The organism is Sphingomonas sp. PSPC2-2 (assembly GCF_049897725.1).
Lineage (GTDB): Bacteria > Pseudomonadota > Alphaproteobacteria > Sphingomonadales > Sphingomonadaceae > Sphingomonas.
Genome location: NZ_JAFCWU010000001.1, coordinates 501096 through 517713, shown reverse-complemented (window position 1 = coordinate 517713; position 16618 = coordinate 501096). Strand labels below are relative to the sequence as shown.

Here is a 16618-nt window from a genome sequence, read left to right as displayed (position 1 = left end):
GACAGCAGGTGAGTCGGGTCTTAACGCACTTCCATTCCGAAACACCGGTCTCCGGCGGCGCATGTTTGCGCTCGCCGGTGTCGTGCGTTACGGTAGGCAACGCGATGAGATGGGGTCCGCAGCCATGCGCACCCTGTGGAGCAGGAGAACAAGTTCATGGCACGTATCGCCGGGGTCAACATCCCGACCAACAAGCGCGTTGTTATTGCGCTCACCTACATTCACGGCATTGGCGACACCAAGGCCAAGGAAATCGTCACCAAGCTCGGCATCCCGCTGACCGCGCGCGTGCAGGACCTGACCGACCAGGAAGTCCTCCACATCCGCGAGACCATCGACGCCGACTATACCGTCGAGGGTGATCTTCGTCGCCAGGTTGCGATGAACATCAAGCGCCTGATGGATCTGGCCTGCTATCGCGGCCTGCGTCATCGCAAGGGCCTGCCGGTTCGTGGCCAGCGCACGCATACCAATGCGCGCACTCGCAAGGGCAAGGCCAAGCCGATCGCCGGTAAGAAGAAGTGAGCTTGAGCCGCGGGTGACCGCGGCTCGCTCCTCGACGAAGGATTAGGGACAGACAATGGCACGTGAACCACAGCGCATTAAGCGCCGCGAACGCAAGAACATCACCTCGGGCGTTGCCCATGTGAACGCAAGCTTCAACAACACGATGATCACGATCACCGATGCCCAGGGCAACGCGATCAGCTGGTCGTCGGCAGGGGCGATGGGCTTCAAGGGCTCGCGCAAGTCGACGCCGTACGCCGCGCAGGTCGCAGCGGAAGACGCCGGCAAGAAGGCCGCCGAACATGGCGTCCGCACGCTCGAAGTCGAAGTGAAGGGCCCCGGTTCGGGCCGTGAGTCGGCGCTGCGCGCATTGCAGGCCGTCGGCTTCCAGATCACTTCGATCCGCGACGTGACCTCGATCCCGCACAACGGCGTCCGCCCGTCCAAGCGTCGTCGCGTCTGACTTCGTCTCGACCGTGCGCGGTTGATCGCGCTGCACGGTTCGATTCATATATGGCCGGGATTGCCCCATTCCGGCCCAAAACCAAGGGATAGCCTATGTCCGTCAATGCAAAGAACTGGCAGGAATTGAAGAAGCCGTCCGGCCTCGAAAAGAAGCCCGGCGGAGACGGCAAGCGCAAGGCGACCTTCATCGCCGAGCCGCTGGAGCGTGGCTTCGGCCTGACGCTGGGCAACGCGCTGCGTCGCGTGCTGCTGTCCTCGCTGCAGGGTGCGGCCGTCACCTCGATCAAGATCGAGAACGTTCTGCATGAATTCTCCTCGCTCGCGGGCGTTCGCGAGGACGTAACCGACATCGTGCTGAACGTGAAGCAAATCGCGCTGCGCATGCAGGGCGAGGGGCCGAAGCGGCTTCAGCTTTCGGCAACGGGCCCTGGCCCGGTCAAGGCGGGCGACATTGCGGTTTCGGGCGACATCGAAGTGATGAACCCGCAGCTGGTGCTGTGCCACCTCGACGATGGCGCGACGCTGAACATGGAACTGACCGCCGATGTCGGTAAAGGCTATGTCGCAGCGGTTGCCAACCGTCCGGCAGATGCGCCGATCGGCCTGATCCCGGTCGATGCGCTGTATTCGCCGGTCAAGCAGGTCAGCTACAAGGTCGAGAACACCCGCGTCGGGCAGGAACTCGATTATGACAAGCTGACGCTGACGGTCGAGACCGACGGCACGATCACACCTGAGGACGCGGTTGGCTATGCCGGTCGCATTCTGCAGGACCAGCTCGCTTTGTTCGTGCACTTCGATGATTCGTCGGTCACGCGCGCAGCCCCGATCGGCCATGCTGCCCCGGCGGCGACCGGTGGCGAAGTCGCTGGCGACACGCAGCAGATCAACCGCTACCTGCTCAAGAAGGTCGACGAGCTCGAACTGTCGGTGCGCTCGGCCAACTGCCTCAAGAACGACAACATCATCTATATCGGCGATCTGGTCCAGAAGACCGAAGCCGAGATGCTGCGCACGCCGAACTTCGGCCGCAAGTCGCTCAACGAGATCAAGGAAGTGCTCTCCTCGATGGGGCTGCGCCTCGGCATGGAAATCCCGGGCTGGCCGCCTGAGAACATCGAAGAGATGGCCAAGAAGCTTGAACAAGAGATTATGGGCTAAGGCACGTCGCCCCGGCGAAAGCCGGGGCTGCCTCGCGCAAGTGCGGAGCGAGTGCCCCATAACGAAACGGCTCCGGCCTTCGCCGGGGTGACGGTCATTTGGGTGGGCGAACCGTCCCCACCTGGTCTGGGGTTCCGTCAAACGGCCCCTTAACGAACGAAGGAAATTATCATGCGTCATCGCGTAGGCGGTCGTAAACTGCAGCGTACCTCGGCACATCGCATTGCGTTGTTCCGCAACATGTCCGCTGCCCTCATCAAGCACGAGCAGATCACCACCACCGTCGCCAAGGCGAAGGAACTGCGTCCTTACGTTGAAAAGCTGATCACGCTGGCGAAGAAGGGTGGCCTGTCCAACCGTCGCCTGGCGCACGCCCGGCTGCTCGACGATGCGCAGCTGGTTAAGCTGTTCGACGTTCTGGCGACGCGCTATGCCGATCGTAACGGCGGCTACACCCGCATCATCAAGGCCGGCATCCGCTTGTCGGACGCATCGCCGATGGCGATCATCGAATTCGTCGACCGCGACGTCAGCGCCAAGGGCCAGGATTCGGGCCCGGTGCTGAATGACGGTGAGTATGACGAGGCGGCATGAGCTTAGCGTAGCTAAGCACCGCTTTTCGCCTCGTCCGGCCGACGGCGCATAAAGCGCCGTTCGACGGCGTGGCTTCGCCACGACGCGGATGTAGCGGGTGATGCGATCAAGAGATTGAGAAAGGAGCCGCACTCGGTAGAGTGCGGCTCCTTTTTTCGTTTTGGAGCCCTACATGCGCTTAACCCTGCCGCTGATCGCTCTCGTTCTCGCGGCTCCCGCGCAACTACAGGCCCAGACCATGCAATATCCCGAAACCCGCCGCGTGACCCAGACCGACGAACAGTTCGGCGTGAAGGTCGCCGATCCGTATCGCTGGCTCGAAAACGATGTGCGCACCGATGCCGAGGTCGCGAAATGGGTGGCGGACGAGAATGCCGTCACCAACGCCTATCTGGCGACGCTGCCCGGCCGCGACATCTTTGCGGCGCGGTTGAAGACATTGCTCGATTATGAGCGTTTCGGCGTGCCGGTGAAGAAGGGCGGCCACTATTTCTATACCCACAATAGCGGCCTGCAGAACCAGGCGGTACTGTATGTGCGCGACAGCGTTGACGGTGCCGGGCGGGTGTTGATCGACCCCAATGGCTGGTCGAATGACGGCGCGACCGCGCTCGCCGAGTGGAGCCCGTCCGAGGACGGCAAGAAGCTCGCTTATGCGGTGCAGGATGGCGGCACCGACTGGCGCACGGTCAAGGTCCTCGACGTGGCCACCGGAGCGGTTTCGGACACGATCGAGTGGGTGAAATTCTCCGGCCTGGCCTGGGCTAAGGATGGCTCGGGCTTCTATTATTCGCGCTTCGCAGCACCGGCGGCGGGGGCGAAGTTCCAGGCGCTGAACGAGAACCAGCAAATCTACTTCCACAAGCTCGGCACCGCGCAGGCGGCCGACCCGCTGATCTACGCCACGCCCGAGAGCCCCAAGCTCGGCCACACCGCGCAAGTGACCGATGACGGCAAATGGCTGGTCATCACGACGCATGAAGGCACCGACAACCGCTATCAGATCACCGTCATCGATCTGACCGCGCCCACGCCGGTGCCGCGCACGATCTTCAAGGGGCTGGACTATGAGTGGAGCCTGGCGGGCAATGTCGGCGGGAATTTCTATTGGGTGACCAACAAGAATGCGCCGCGCGGCCGGATCGTCGCGACCAATCTTTACGCGCGCTCGGCCGAAGTGCCCGAGCAGGAACTCGTGGCGCAGGGCAAGGATGTGCTCGCCGGTGCCTCGCTGGTCGGTGGTAAGTTGCTGGTGTCCTACCTCGCCGACGTGAAGAGCGAGATTCGCCGCTACACGCTGGAGGGCAAGCCAGATGGCGTAGTGCCGCTGCCTGGCATCGGCGCGGCCGGGGGCTTTGGCGGCGAGGAGGGCGATCCCGAGACCTTCTTTGCCTTCACCAGCTTCGCCACGCCGACGACGATCTATCGCTATGACGTGACCACCGGGCAGGCGACGCCATGGGCCGCGCCGAAGGTGGCGTTCGATCCGGCGCGTTACACGGTCGAGCAGCGCTTCTACGCGTCGAAGGACGGCACGCAGGTGCCGATGTTCATCGTCCGGCGCAGTGATGTCACCGGACCGGCCCCGACGCTGCTCTACGCTTATGGCGGCTTCAACATTTCGGTGACGCCAGCGTTCTCGGCGACGCGGCTGGCGTGGCTGGAGCAGGGCGGGGTGCTGGCGGTCGCGAACATTCGCGGCGGTGGCGAATATGGCAAGGCGTGGCACGATGGCGGTCGCCTGGCCAACAAGCAGAATGTGTTCGACGACTTCATCGCCGCGGGCGAATATCTGAAGGCGCAAGGCATAACCGGTACGGACCAGCTTGCCATCCAGGGCGGATCGAATGGCGGCTTGCTGGTGGGCGCGGTGACCAATCAGCGGCCGGACCTGTTCGCGGCGGCGCTGCCCGCAGTGGGCGTGATGGATATGCTGCGCTTCGACCGCTTCACCGCCGGGCGCTATTGGGTCGATGACTATGGCTATCCCTCGAAGGAAGCCGATTTCAAGACGCTCTACGCCTATTCGCCCTATCACAATATCCGCGCGGGCAAGGCGTACCCGGCGATCCTGGCCGAGACCGCCGATACCGACGACCGCGTCGTGCCGGGGCATACCTTCAAATATACTGCGATGCTGCAATCGCTCGATCTGGGGCCGAAGCCGCGGCTGGTGCGGATCGAGACGCGCGCAGGCCATGGCTCGGGCAAGCCGACCGACAAGGTGATCGCCGAAACCGCCGACGCCTGGGCGTTCGCGGCGAAGTGGACGGGGCTGACGGTCAAGCCGGTCGAGTAAGCCGCGCGGCAGGGTGGGGGGAGGCTTACCCCTCCCGCCACACCAGCAATTGGTTGCCGTCATGCACCCCGGCGATCCGCACCGGGGTGCCCGCTGGAAGATCGAGCGGCGTGTCGAACGGATAGAATTGCGCACCCCAATGCGATTTGGCGGCGGGGCCCGGGCGGTTCTCATAGGTGCCCTCGGCGTCGAGATCGAGCCGGATCCACTGCACGATCCCGCAGACGGGCGTGCCGTCGCTGACCAGCGTCGTTTCGGCACGGTGCGGCTCGCGCGCGGCCTTGCCGGTGAAATCGAACGCCAACAAGGCGGCGGGCGCGCTGTGTAGTGAGAGCGTCGCGTCGCTGACTGCGACGTTGCGCGGCACCTGCGCCAGCGTGTTGAACCCGTCGAGATCGAACCCGGCGACCTCCGCCATGTGGGTTTGAGCCGCTCCGCTCCAATTGGCCAACGCGACCATCACTGCGCCGCCCTGTGGGATCATCTGCCCGCCGGGAGCCAGCAACCGCGATGCCGCATCCGCCAGCGTGTTCAGCACACCTTCGGCGAGCAGGTTGTTCGAGACGATTTCGGACACGATCACATCGGCGCGGCCCTCGAGATCGGATTCGAGATCAAGTTCGGTCGAATTGCCGGTGACGACGCGAATACGGTCGGCATAGCCATTGGCGGCGACGATGCGCGTCGCGGAATCGGCGATTGCGGGGTTTTCCTCGCACGCAACAACGCGCCCCGCGCCGGCGCGCGCGGCCATCATCGACAGCAGGCCGCTGCCCGCGCCGATATCGAGCACATGCGTGCCCGGCGTCACCGCTCGCCGGATTGCGGCATCGAAAGCGGCGTTGCGCGGTTCGTCGCGCAGCATATTGAAATGCCAGCGCGGCACGCTTTGCCCAATCAATTGCTGAGTGCGCGCGGCGACCTCCCCGTCATCGGGGGCGAGCGCGCGGGCTTCGGTCGCCAGCGGAAAAACCCGGCCGCGCAGTCCGATCTTCGATGCAAGCCCGGCGAGCGCGGCGAGTTTGCGCCCGTCCCGCCCGGCGGCCTCCACCATCGGTTCGAAACCGGCGCGCGCTACCGCTTTCATGCCTCGCTTGTTGTTCATGCCGTTTCCAAAGCTCTTCCCCCGCCGCGCGTATCTGCTATCTGGCCGCATGACCCATCAGACCGACTCCATCCTCATCGTCGATTTCGGCAGCCAGGTAACGCAATTGATCGCGCGGCGCGTGCGTGAGGCTGGCGTCTACAGCGAGATCGCTCCCTTCACCACCGCCGATGCGGCCTTCGCCCGGATGAGCCCCAAAGGCGTGATCCTCTCGGGCAGCCCGGCTTCGGTTCTGGAGGAAGGATCGCCGCGTATCCCGCAGGCGATTCTCGATAGCGGCGTGCCGATCATGGGCATTTGCTATGGCCAGCAAGTGCTGATGCACCAGTTGGGCGGCAGCGTGACGCTCGGCGAAAGTGGCGAGTTCGGTCATGCCGTAATCGAAGTGACCGACCATTGCGCGCTGTTCGACGGCGTGTGGCAGCCGGGCGAAAAGCACACTGTGTGGATGAGCCATGGCGACAAGGTGACCGCGCTCGCCCCCGGCTTCCGCCCGGTCGCGGTCAGCCCCGGTTCGCCGATCGCGGTCGTCGCGGACGAAGCGCGCAAATATTACGCCACGCAATTCCACATGGAAGTGGCGCACACGCCCGATGGCGCCAAGCTGATCGCCAATTTCGCGCGGCACGTCTGCGGCCTGACCGGTGACTGGACGATGGCCGAATTCCGCGCCGCCAAGATCGCCGAGATCCGCGCGCAGGTGGGCAAGGGGCGGGTGATTTGCGGCCTGTCGGGCGGTGTCGACAGTGCGGTCGCCGCCGTGTTGATCCATGAGGCGATTGGCGCGCAACTCACCTGCGTGTTCGTCGATCACGGCCTGATGCGCAGCGGCGAGGCCGAGCAAGTCGTCTCGCTGTTCCGCAACCATTACAACATCCCGCTGGTGCATGTGGATGCCGAGGCGACCTTCCTCGAAGGGCTGGCGGGCGTCACCGATCCCGAGGCCAAGCGCAAGTTCATCGGCGCGGCGTTCATCGATATCTTCGAGGCCGAGGCCAAAAAGGTGGGCGGGGCCGATTTCCTCGCGCAAGGCACGCTCTACCCCGACGTGATCGAAAGCGTGAGCTTCACCGGTGGCCCGTCGGTGACGATCAAGAGCCACCACAATGTCGGCGGCCTGCCCGCGCGGATGAACATGCAGTTGGTCGAGCCGCTGCGCGAACTGTTCAAGGACGAAGTGCGCGCGCTGGGCCGCGAATTGGGGCTGACCGAAGCGTTTGTCGGGCGGCATCCGTTCCCCGGGCCGGGCCTCGCGATCCGCATTCCGGGCGAAGTGACCAAGGAACGCTGCGACATCCTGCGCAAGGCCGATGCGATCTATCTCGAGGAAATCCGCGCGGCGGGCCTCTACGACACGATCTGGCAGGCGTTCGCGGTGCTGCTGCCGGTGCGCAGCGTCGGCGTGATGGGCGACGGGCGCACCTATGACAATGTGCTGGCGCTGCGCGCCGTCACCTCGACCGATGGCATGACCGCCGAGGCATTCCAGTTCCCGGGTGACTTCCTGCCGCGCGTGGCGACGCGGATCGTCAACGAGGTCAAGGGCATCAACCGCGTTACCTATGACTATACGAGCAAGCCGCCCGGCACGATCGAGTGGGAATGATTTCTGCCCCTCCGACAGTATCCGTTTGTACGCTCCAACACGACATAAAACATTGAAATATAACGATAATCGTATCAGCGTCTATCGCTCTCTATCGAGGGGCATTGCTCCGATTTGACGGTATAGCAGACGGTATGGGGAAACTTGTCCGACCTGGGATTTTGCGATACCGTCAGGGTTAAGAGAGCTGCTGACGGTATTTTTTCTGGCACTAGAAGGCTGATATAAAACGGGAATCATGCTTCTAGCATCACCTGTTTTGGCCTGACGGTATAATTGGCGCCTCTCTCCAGTTTTTGCACGGTTTTGGAGGCCCCCATGCTCACTGACGCTGCGATTAAGGCACTGAGATCACAGAAAAAATTATACAAGGTGAGCGATCGTGACGGTATGTACGTTGTGGTGCAGCCGTCGGGGGCGATCGTGTTCCGATATGACTACCGCCTCAACGGACGTCGCGAGACGCTGACGCTCGGCCGATACGGCCCAGATGGCCTCTCGCTTGCCAGGGCTCGCGAGAAGCTGATCGATGCGAAGCGGGCCATTTCAGAGGGCCGGTCCCCTGCTCAAGAGAAGCAGCATCACAAGCGGCGGCTGAAGGAGGCGAAGCGGTTCGGCGAGTTCGGCGAAAAATGGTTCCAGGAGTCGCGCATGGCAGAGAGTACACGCGCCATGCGGCGCTCGATCTATGAGCGCGACATCTTGCCGACGTTTCGAAACAGGCTTCTGACAGAGATCATGCCCGACGATCTCCGCATGATGTGCGGGAAAGTGAAAGAACGCGGGGCTCCAGCCACGGCCGTCCATGTGCGGGACATCGTGAAGCTGATCTTTGCGTTCGCGATCTTGCATGGCGAGAAGGTCGCGAATCCGGCAGATGAAGTTGGGCCCGCGTCCATCGCGACCTTCGTATCGAAAGACCGTTCGCTGTCTCCTGCGGAGATACGCATCATGCTCGGTCAACTCGAGCATGTACCGACCCTGCCGACTGTAAGGCTGGGGATGAAGCTCTTCCTTCTGACGATGGTCCGGAAAAGCGAACTGCAGGACGCGACTTGGGATGAGGTCGATTTCGAGAACGCCGTCTGGGCGATACCCAAGGAGCGAATGAAGCGGTCGAAGGCACACAATGTCTACCTGTCACAGCAGGCCGTCGACATCTTCATCGCCCTGAAAACTTGCGCGGGCAACTCGCGGTATGTCCTTCCGTCGCGATATGACGCTGACGCTCCGATGTCGCGGGCGACGTTCAACCGGATCACGACCGCAGTCGTTGTCAGAGCGAAAAAGGAGGGGCTGCCACTCGAATCCTTCACTGTTCACGATCTTCGACGCACAGGCTCGACCCTGTTGAATGAGCTCGGCTTCAACAGTGACTGGATCGAGAAGTGCCTGGCGCACGAAGACGGAAGGTCCTCGCGGGGTGTCTACAACAAGGCGGAGTACGAGCATCAACGCCGGCACATGATGCAGGAGTGGTCCAATCTGGTGGACGCCTGGGTCTTGGGGCGGAAGTATGTTCCGACTTTGCTCCCCGCCACGATGGAGCTGCTTGAGCTTGAGCCTAGTGTTTGACGGGCCGCGAACGGCGCAATCTCACATCGGGACAGGGAGCGCGCTTAGCGGTGTTAGCCCGAGAGGCGTGGCGTCGAGTGTCGAGCCAGGCTTCGACCTCTGCTAAGTCCCAGACGACGCAGCGCGAGGTGAGATAGAAGCGCTGCGGGAACTCTCCTCGCTGCTCCATATCGTAGATCGTGCTGTCGGCAAGCGGCACGATCTCCCGCAACTGCTGCCGACGAATTGTTCTGCGGGCGACATGCGGGGCAGCACTCATACTCTATCTCCACGCTTTTGCTCTTGTGAAGATAGAAGGCGATAGATCTTCCGCTTTGAAGCCCCGGCGTGAACGTGTGCGGAAATATCGGGCCGTAGCGTGCAAATTGGACGGGTGGTCCCGGAGGGCAGGTGTCGTCCAAGAGCGTACACTCAGCCTTCGGCTCATATTCGAAGAGTCGCCGTCCGTGGAAATTTAGCCCGTTTGACCACACGATCCACTTCAAAATCCAGTTCCGAGAGGAGTGCCGGTTCGACCCCGGCCACCCGCACCACCAGTTAACGTTTCGCGGAGGACTGCCAAGGCAACGATCGCCGGCGTCCCCGGTGATCGACGAGTTGGCGGATGAGATACCAATGAAGAAACACCAGAGTCGGCTCGCCCCCGTTTCGCGCGATCGGCATTGAGCCGCATAGGTCTGGCGATTCGTCCCCCCCCAGATTTCCGCTGAGGACCTGACGATTATCCATCTGAGCTAGGCTTCCGACTCAATCATCGATCGCCTGATACGCGGAGGTCCAGAAATCCAGCACTACCGGATGCAGCGCGAGGGCACCCGGTCGGCATTGCGCCATCAGGATGCCGACCAAGTCCTCAACGGGGTCGATGTACAGCGACGTGCTGAAGACCCCATCCCAGCCGTAGCGTCCGGGCACGCTGGCCACGTCGTCACGCCGGGTTACAATCGAAACGCCGAGCCCCCAGCCGCGTGAGCCCCAGAATCTCGGAAAGAATGGCGACGCCGCTTTTTGGTCGGCCGTCAAATGGTCCGTAGTCATCGCCTCGATCGACAATCGGGACAGGATCCGCTCCTTTCCGTAGGCACCATGGTTCAGCAGCATGCGGCCGAATGCGAGCATGTCGTTGGCGGTGGACACGAACTGGTCGCCGGCGCCCGATTCGAACGCGCAGAGTTGCGCCAGGAGTGCGACACGCGCCTCTTCAAGGGGGGTGATGACGCCGGTGACGAAGTCCGTCTGATAGCAGGTCGCCACCCGCTCGAGCTTGGTCTCCGGCAGCGTGAACCCGCTATCGATCATACCCAGCGGCTCAAAGATGCGCGCCCGTAGAAAGTCCGACAGCGGCATGCCGGACGCACGCGCGATCAGCACGCCCAGAATCTCGGCGCTCGCGTGATATAGCCACCGCTCGCCAGGCTGGCTGGCAAGCGGCAGGCGTCCCAACGCCTGCAGATACTCGTCAGGCGTTCCCGGAAAGTAGAATGTGCTGAGCGGCAGGCGGGCCTCGGTCATAGCCGCCTGCAGGGGACAGGTAGGCGAGAGAAACCGGACTTCACCATAGCCTGAGCGATAGGTCAGCAGGTCGCGCAACGTAATTGGGCGTGTGGCAGGGACCGTGTCTTCGAGCGCGCTGTTGATCGTGCGCAGAACCTGTCGGTTCGCCAGCTCCGGGAGGAATTCGTCGACCGGATCGTCCAGCCTGAGCCGGCATTCCTCGACCAGGATCATCGTCGCCACCGCGGTGATCACCTTTGTCACCGAAGCCATGCGGAAGATCGTGTCGCGCTGCATCGATGCCGCGGTGTCAAACCCTAGGGTTCCGATGGTATCGACGTGCTCCGAGCCTCGTCGAGCGACCACCGCCACCAAGCCGGGCAACTGGCCGCTATCCACATGGCGGCCAAGGCTGTCGTGCATTCGAATCAGCCGCGATTTGGATAGGCCCGCGGTTTTCGCATACTGCGACGAGAATAGGTTAGCCGCCTTGCGTGGCCGGGGTTTTTCCGGAACCTGTCCAACCACGATCCGCTCCTCCCGCGATCCAGGCGAAGGCGCCACCGAGTAGCCAGCCCGTTCGTACGAAGTATAGCGGAGCTGGCACCCTGGGCCAAGCAAACCGCAGGTCATATTGACCGCAACGAAACTAAACAGCCAAGCGTGAATCGTGTCGACGCGTGCTTGCTCATGCGTCGGTTGTTGGCGTCCTCTTGTAACGTCACTTGACTGCTCCTATGTGCGGATTGCGGGCCGGGCCCCTCTGGCGATCCTGATGATCGTGATGTCGGACCGCATCGAGTGCGCTCGATGCCCGGGTCCGATGTTCACCGCTCCCGCTCGAGCTGCGCTCCGTAAAAGGAGGCGGTATTTGGAATTTCTGTTTCTTGAGTGGCTCGGCAAGCCCGCCTGGATGTGGCTCGGCTTCGTCGCGATAGTTGGCGTGCTGCTGGCGCTCGACCTCGGCGTCCTGCATCGCAAGCAGAAGGAGATCGGCGTCGGCGAGAGCCTAGCGCTTTCGGCAGGCTATCTTGCTCTGGGTGTAGGATTTGCGGGCCTCGTCTGGTGGCAGCTGGGTGAGACTGCCGGCATCCAGTATCTCACCGGCTTCGTGGTCGAGAAGAGCCTCGCGCTCGACAACGTCTTCGTCATCGCGCTGATCTTCGGGTTCTTCGCGGTGCCGCGCCAGTATCAGCACCGCGTGCTGTTCTGGGGCATTCTGGGCGTGATCGTGCTGCGCGCGATCATGATCGGCATCGGGGCAACGCTCGTCGCCGAGTTCGGCTGGGTGCTCTACCTGTTCGCCGGATTTCTGATCCTAACCGGCATCAAGATGCTCGCCTTCGGCGACAAGGAAATGGACCTAGCCGCCAACCCGGTGCTGAAGTTCGTCCGCCGCCGTTTCCGCGTTACGGACGAGCTGCACGGCGAGCGCTTTCTCGTGAAGCTGCCCGATCCCAAAACCGGCAAGCTCGTGCGCTACATGACGCCGTTGTTCCTCGCGCTCATCCTGATCGAGATCGCCGACGTGATCTTCGCGGTCGACTCCGTGCCGGCGATCTTCGCGATCACGACCGATCCCTACATCGTCTACACCTCGAATATCTTCGCGATCCTGGGACTGCGCGCGCTGTATTTCGCGCTGGCGGCGGTGCTGCACCGCTTCGCCTATCTGAAGCAGGCGCTGGCGGTGCTGCTGATCTTCATCGGTTCGAAGATCTTCGTCGCTGACCTGCTCGGACTTACAAAGTTCCCACCGGCCTGGTCGCTCGGGGTCACCTTCGCGATCCTCGCTTCGGGCATCGCCTATTCCCTCTGGCGCACCCGCAATCCCGTCCCCACCCTGACAGGAGAATCCTGATGCCCCTGCTGCTGTGCCCCAACGACAACGGATCGATGCAGACCGTACAGCGGTCCGGCATCGAGTTCGACATCTGCCCGACCTGCCGAGGCGTCTGGCTCGATCGTGGCGAACTTGAAAAACTGCTTGCTGGGGGGCGTGAAGCCGAACCCGACGACCGGCCGGTGCATGGCCAATCGCCACGATCAGCGTTCGAACAGCGTCACGACGGCCAGCGCGACTGGGACGATGACGACGGCTATCGGCGCAAGAAAAAACGGTCCAGCATCTTCGACATTTTCGACTGACCAGCAATCACAGTCAGCGCCCAAAGGCCCAATCACGAAAGGACAGACCATGCCATATCGACGTTCGCTTGGCCGCTTCTCCAAACGCTCCTGGGAAGAGTTCGGCGACGAGGTTCACAGGGCGCGGAACGAGCATCTGATGGAGGGCATCGTCGCGGGGTGCGCGCTGGTCGCCTACGCTGACGGCTGGGTGACGACCGAGGAACATGATCGGATGCTGGGCTTGCTCCGCGGATTCCAGCCGATCGCCGCCTTCGGACTCGACGATGTCGCCGCCACCTTCGAAGCGATGACCGAGCGGTTCACCTCCGACCGGAAAGGCGGCGAGGCCGCCGCGTTCGAGGCCGTCGCTAGGGTCAAGGGTGCGGCGCGCTACCCGGCTTTGCTGGTCGAGGCATGCTGCGCGATCGCCGCCGCCGATGGCGGCTTTGATGCTGACGAGCGCCGGGCGGCCCTGCGCATCTGCGAGGTCCTTGGGCTCGATGCCGCCGAATTCGGTATTGCGGACGCATCGTAGATCGACACGTGTCGGCGCAAACGCGTGTTCAACGTCTGAACTGCGCGACCGACCAAGGGTGACGATACATAAAACAGAACGATGTCTTGCAAACTTTGTAGTCAACTGAAGGCGTCGTCGCGTCTACCTTGAGCACAGCGGAACCTACGAGCCAATTCTGACTGTCTCGCCATGGATCCTGGCGGGTTGGAACAAGCCTGGTCACGGGACGCCAGCAAGCCGCAGGATGCGCGCGGGCTTCGTGGCTGAGAGGGCGAATCTTGAACGATCATCGGGAAGGCGTTGAAGAGGGTCGAGCGCCGACGGTGGGTTCGGATGCGGACAAGAAGGGCTTGCCGAGTCGGCATACGACCGTGGGTCCCGAGCGTGCGCCACATCGCTCGTTCCTGTACGCGATGGGCCTTTCAGCCCGAGAGATCGCCCAGCCATTCGTCGGCGTCGTCACGACCTGGAATGAGGCGGCGCCGTGCAACATCTCGCTGTCCCGCCAGGCGCAGGTTGTGAAGAAGGGGGTAGCGGCGGCCGGCGGCACGCCGCGCGAGTTCACCACCATCACGGTCACCGACGGCATCGCGATGGGTCATGCCGGGATGAAGGCCTCGCTCGTCAGCCGCGAGGTCATCGCCGACTCGGTCGAACTCTCCGTGCGCGGTCATTGCTATGACGCTCTCGTTGGGCTCGCCGGGTGCGACAAGACCCTGCCGGGGCTGATGATGGCGATGTTGCGCCTCAACGTTCCCTCGGTATTCCTCTACGGCGGCTCGATCCTGCCGGGTCGGTTTCGCGGAAAGGACGTGACCGTGCTCGACGTGTTCGAGGCCGTCGGCGCCAACGCCGCCGGAACGATGAGCGATGCGGACCTCGCGGAACTCGAGATGGTGGCATGCCCATCGGTGGGCTCGTGCGGCGGTCAATACACGGCCAACAGCATGGCTTATGTGTCGGAGGCGATCGGTCTCGCCCTGCCGGGTTCGGCTAGCACGCCTGCGCCTTACGAGTCGCGTGACCGCTTCGCGGACGCGTCCGGTCGCGCGGTGATGGCACTCCTCGCACGGGGCCTCAGGCCGCGCGACATCGTCACGCGCCAGGCGCTAGAGAACGCGGCCGCGGTCGTCGCCGCAACCGGCGGATCGACCAACGCGGCGCTCCATCTGCCGGCGATGGCGCATGAGGCCGGCATCGCCTTCGACATTTTCGATGTCGCCGCGGTGTTTCGGCGCACGCCGTTGATCGCCGATCTGAAACCCGGCGGACGCTATCTCGCCAAGGACGTGCACGACATTGGCGGCGTGCCGATGGTGCTGAAAGCCCTCCTCGACGGCGGCTTCCTGCACGGGGATTGTCTGACCGTGACCGGCCGCACCTTGGCCGAGAATTTGGAAGGCGTGCGTGTGCCTGACAATCAGGACGTCGTCCACCCGACGACGCGGCCGCTGTCGCCGACCGGGGGCCTGGTCGGCCTTTCGGGAAATCTCGCGCCTGAAGGGGCGATCGTAAAGGTGGCGGGCCTGCGCAGGCTGGCCTTCAGCGGCCCTGCGCGGGTGTTCGACCGCGAGGAGGACGCTTTCGCAGCGGTGATGCACCGGCGCTACCAGGCGGGTGAGGTGCTCGTCATCCGCTATGAGGGGCCACGCGGCGGGCCCGGCATGCGCGAGATGCTGTCCACCACCTCGGCGATCTATGGCCAGGGCATGGGGGAGGACGTGGCCTTGATCACCGACGGCCGCTTCTCTGGCGCGACGCGGGGCCTGTGCGTCGGGCATGTCGGGCCGGAAGCTGCGGTCGGCGGCCCGATCGCGCTGATTGAGGACGGCGACATGATCGAGATCGACACCGAGCGCGGAACACTGTCTGTGCGGCTCGATCCTAAAGAGCTGGCGGCGCGCCGTGAGCGGTGGCAGCCGCGCCGGCATGCCTTCCAGTCAGGAGCGCTGTGGCGCTACGCGCAGACTGTCGGACCCGCCGGCAAGGGCGCGGTGACTCATCCCGGAGCGGCTGCGGAAGAGCATGTCTATGCCGATATCTGAGCCAGGCGCCACAGCCGAGAACATGGAGTCGTCCGCCGCGCAGCGCCTGATCCTTCGCCAGCCCGACGACTGGCATGTGCATCTGCGCGACGGCGCGATGCTCGCCGCGGTCGTCAACGAGACCGCCCGTCAGTTCGCCAGGGCGATCGTCATGCCCAACCTCGATCCGCCGGTGACGACGGTGGCCGCGGCGCAAGCGTATCGCGAGCGCATCCAGGCTGCCGTCACGCCGGGTCTCGCCTTCACGCCACTGATAACGGCCTATCTGACCGACGACATCGACCCGGCGGAAATCGAGCGCGGATTCAAGTCGGGCGTGTTCACCGCGGCAAAGCTCTACCCTGCCCATGCGACGACCAACGCCGCGCAAGGCGTGACCGACGTGGCTCGCATCTTCGGCGCCCTCGACGTCATGCAGCGCCTGGGGATGCCGTTGCTGCTCCACGGGGAGGTCACGGACCACGACGTCGACGTTTTCGACCGTGAGGCCGTGTTCATCGACCGCGTGCTTGCGAAGGTGGTTGCAGGATTCCCCGGGCTGAAGATCGTCCTCGAACACATCACCACCGCCGAAGCCGTGATCTTCGTCGAGGCCGCCGGGCCGAACGTCGGCGCCACGATCACGCCGCACCACCTGATGATCAACCGCAACGCGATGTTCGAGGGCGGCATCAGACCGCATCTCTACTGCCTGCCGGTTGCGAAACGCGAGCGGCATCGTCTGGCGCTGCGACGCGCGGCGACCTCGGGAAACCCGAAGTTCTTCCTCGGCACCGATTCAGCGCCGCACGCGGTCCGTGACAAGGAGTCCGCCTGCGGCTGCGCCGGCATCTTCAACGCGCCCGTCGCCCTGCAGAGTTACGTGACAGTGTTTGACGAGGAAGGGGCGCTGGACCGGTTCGAAGCTTTCGCGTCAGAACATGGTCCCCGCTTCTACGACCTGCCGCTCAACACGGGCTTGATCGTGCTCGAACGGACACCGTGGCGGGCCCCATCGGTCTTCGCCGCCGCCGGCGACCAGGTCGTGCCGTTCCAGGCCGGCGCGTCCATGGCCTGGACGTATCGGGGACTGATCGATGCGCCGACATGAGCCAGCCGCAACCGACGAACCACGTCCTTA

General features: G+C 63.5%; 15 protein-coding genes. 12 read left to right on the top strand and 3 right to left on the bottom strand.

Annotated features, from left to right (window positions below):
* Positions 1-156 precede the first annotated feature (156 nt).
* From rpsM to ACP7BY_RS02460, 5 genes are all read left to right on the top strand, one after another.
* Entirely contained in the window at positions 157-525 is a 369-nt protein-coding gene (rpsM, locus tag ACP7BY_RS02480) for a 30S ribosomal protein S13 (RefSeq protein ID WP_033964976.1), read from the top strand.
* Between the two features lie 55 nt (positions 526-580).
* Positions 581-970 (top strand): 30S ribosomal protein S11, encoded by a 390-nt coding sequence (rpsK, locus tag ACP7BY_RS02475; RefSeq protein WP_010164557.1) that lies wholly within the window; start codon positions 581-583, stop codon positions 968-970.
* Between the two features lie 95 nt (positions 971-1065).
* Positions 1066-2133 (top strand): DNA-directed RNA polymerase subunit alpha, encoded by a 1068-nt coding sequence (locus tag ACP7BY_RS02470; protein ID WP_033964923.1) that lies wholly within the window; start codon positions 1066-1068, stop codon positions 2131-2133.
* A 171-nt stretch (positions 2134-2304) separates the two neighbouring features.
* On the top strand, positions 2305-2727 hold the full coding sequence (rplQ, locus tag ACP7BY_RS02465; RefSeq protein ID WP_010403700.1) for a 50S ribosomal protein L17: 423 nt from the start codon (positions 2305-2307) through the stop codon (positions 2725-2727).
* Positions 2728-2899: 172 nt separating this feature from the next.
* Positions 2900-5026: a prolyl oligopeptidase family serine peptidase gene (locus ACP7BY_RS02460; RefSeq protein WP_033964922.1), complete on the top strand. Its 2127-nt coding sequence runs from the start codon at positions 2900-2902 to the stop codon at positions 5024-5026.
* Positions 5027-5051: 25 nt separating this feature from the next.
* On the opposite strand, the gene ACP7BY_RS02455 is transcribed toward ACP7BY_RS02460, so the two are convergent.
* Positions 5052-6131, bottom strand: coding sequence for a 50S ribosomal protein L11 methyltransferase (locus ACP7BY_RS02455; RefSeq protein ID WP_052192343.1), 1080 nt, complete (start codon positions 6129-6131; stop codon positions 5052-5054).
* A 49-nt stretch (positions 6132-6180) separates the two neighbouring features.
* Here ACP7BY_RS02455 and guaA point away from each other — a divergent pair, with 49 nt between their 5' ends.
* Together guaA and ACP7BY_RS02445 are read left to right on the top strand one after the other, a co-directional pair.
* Positions 6181-7737, top strand: a complete 1557-nt coding sequence (gene guaA / locus ACP7BY_RS02450; protein ID WP_033964921.1) for a glutamine-hydrolyzing GMP synthase — start codon at positions 6181-6183, stop codon at positions 7735-7737.
* 318 nt (positions 7738-8055) lie between these two features.
* Positions 8056-9312: a tyrosine-type recombinase/integrase gene (locus tag ACP7BY_RS02445; protein ID WP_033964920.1), complete on the top strand. Its 1257-nt coding sequence runs from the start codon at positions 8056-8058 to the stop codon at positions 9310-9312.
* Here the strand turns inward: ACP7BY_RS02445 and ACP7BY_RS02440 are convergent.
* Complete coding sequence (locus ACP7BY_RS02440) at positions 9302-9571, bottom strand: helix-turn-helix transcriptional regulator (RefSeq protein WP_081988710.1); 270 nt, start codon at positions 9569-9571, stop codon at positions 9302-9304. The genes ACP7BY_RS02445 and ACP7BY_RS02440 overlap by 11 nt on opposite strands.
* A gap of 488 nt (positions 9572-10059) precedes the next feature.
* On the bottom strand, positions 10060-11229 hold the full coding sequence (locus ACP7BY_RS02435) for a serine hydrolase domain-containing protein (protein WP_137903037.1): 1170 nt from the start codon (positions 11227-11229) through the stop codon (positions 10060-10062).
* Between the two features lie 448 nt (positions 11230-11677).
* Between ACP7BY_RS02435 and ACP7BY_RS02430 the strand changes: the two genes are divergently transcribed.
* The 5 genes from ACP7BY_RS02430 to pyrC all read left to right on the top strand — a co-directional run bounded on the left by ACP7BY_RS02430 (position 11678) and on the right by pyrC (position 16588).
* Positions 11678-12667: a TerC family protein gene (locus tag ACP7BY_RS02430; RefSeq protein ID WP_033964919.1), complete on the top strand. Its 990-nt coding sequence runs from the start codon at positions 11678-11680 to the stop codon at positions 12665-12667.
* The gene (locus ACP7BY_RS02425) at positions 12667-12954 is read left to right on the top strand and encodes a zf-TFIIB domain-containing protein (protein WP_033964917.1); all 288 of its coding nucleotides are present in this window, start codon (positions 12667-12669) and stop codon (positions 12952-12954) included. The genes ACP7BY_RS02430 and ACP7BY_RS02425 overlap by 1 nt, the downstream gene beginning before the upstream one ends.
* A gap of 49 nt (positions 12955-13003) precedes the next feature.
* Positions 13004-13471, top strand: coding sequence for a tellurite resistance TerB family protein (locus ACP7BY_RS02420; protein ID WP_171010566.1), 468 nt, complete (start codon positions 13004-13006; stop codon positions 13469-13471).
* Positions 13472-13776: 305 nt separating this feature from the next.
* Complete coding sequence (gene ilvD, locus ACP7BY_RS02415; protein ID WP_033964916.1) at positions 13777-15498, top strand: dihydroxy-acid dehydratase; 1722 nt, start codon at positions 13777-13779, stop codon at positions 15496-15498.
* Positions 15485-16588, top strand: a complete 1104-nt coding sequence (gene pyrC / locus ACP7BY_RS02410; RefSeq protein WP_426287978.1) for a dihydroorotase — start codon at positions 15485-15487, stop codon at positions 16586-16588. Before ilvD ends, pyrC begins: the two co-directional genes overlap by 14 nt.
* Positions 16589-16618 lie beyond the last annotated feature (30 nt).

Coding starts and splice junctions, on each gene's coding strand:
- rpsM (WP_033964976.1), top strand. CDS start 157: ATGGCACGTATCGCCGGGGTCAACATCCCGACCAACAAGCGCGTTGTT.
- rpsK (WP_010164557.1), top strand. CDS start 581: ATGGCACGTGAACCACAGCGCATTAAGCGCCGCGAACGCAAGAACATC.
- ACP7BY_RS02470 (WP_033964923.1), top strand. CDS start 1,066: ATGTCCGTCAATGCAAAGAACTGGCAGGAATTGAAGAAGCCGTCCGGC.
- rplQ (WP_010403700.1), top strand. CDS start 2,305: ATGCGTCATCGCGTAGGCGGTCGTAAACTGCAGCGTACCTCGGCACAT.
- ACP7BY_RS02460 (WP_033964922.1), top strand. CDS start 2,900: ATGCGCTTAACCCTGCCGCTGATCGCTCTCGTTCTCGCGGCTCCCGCG.
- ACP7BY_RS02455 (WP_052192343.1), bottom strand. CDS start 6,131: ATGAACAACAAGCGAGGCATGAAAGCGGTAGCGCGCGCCGGTTTCGAA.
- guaA (WP_033964921.1), top strand. CDS start 6,181: ATGACCCATCAGACCGACTCCATCCTCATCGTCGATTTCGGCAGCCAG.
- ACP7BY_RS02445 (WP_033964920.1), top strand. CDS start 8,056: ATGCTCACTGACGCTGCGATTAAGGCACTGAGATCACAGAAAAAATTA.
- ACP7BY_RS02440 (WP_081988710.1), bottom strand. CDS start 9,571: ATGAGTGCTGCCCCGCATGTCGCCCGCAGAACAATTCGTCGGCAGCAG.
- ACP7BY_RS02435 (WP_137903037.1), bottom strand. CDS start 11,229: ATGCACGACAGCCTTGGCCGCCATGTGGATAGCGGCCAGTTGCCCGGC.
- ACP7BY_RS02425 (WP_033964917.1), top strand. CDS start 12,667: ATGCCCCTGCTGCTGTGCCCCAACGACAACGGATCGATGCAGACCGTA.
- ACP7BY_RS02420 (WP_171010566.1), top strand. CDS start 13,004: ATGCCATATCGACGTTCGCTTGGCCGCTTCTCCAAACGCTCCTGGGAA.
- pyrC (WP_426287978.1), top strand. CDS start 15,485: ATGCCGATATCTGAGCCAGGCGCCACAGCCGAGAACATGGAGTCGTCC.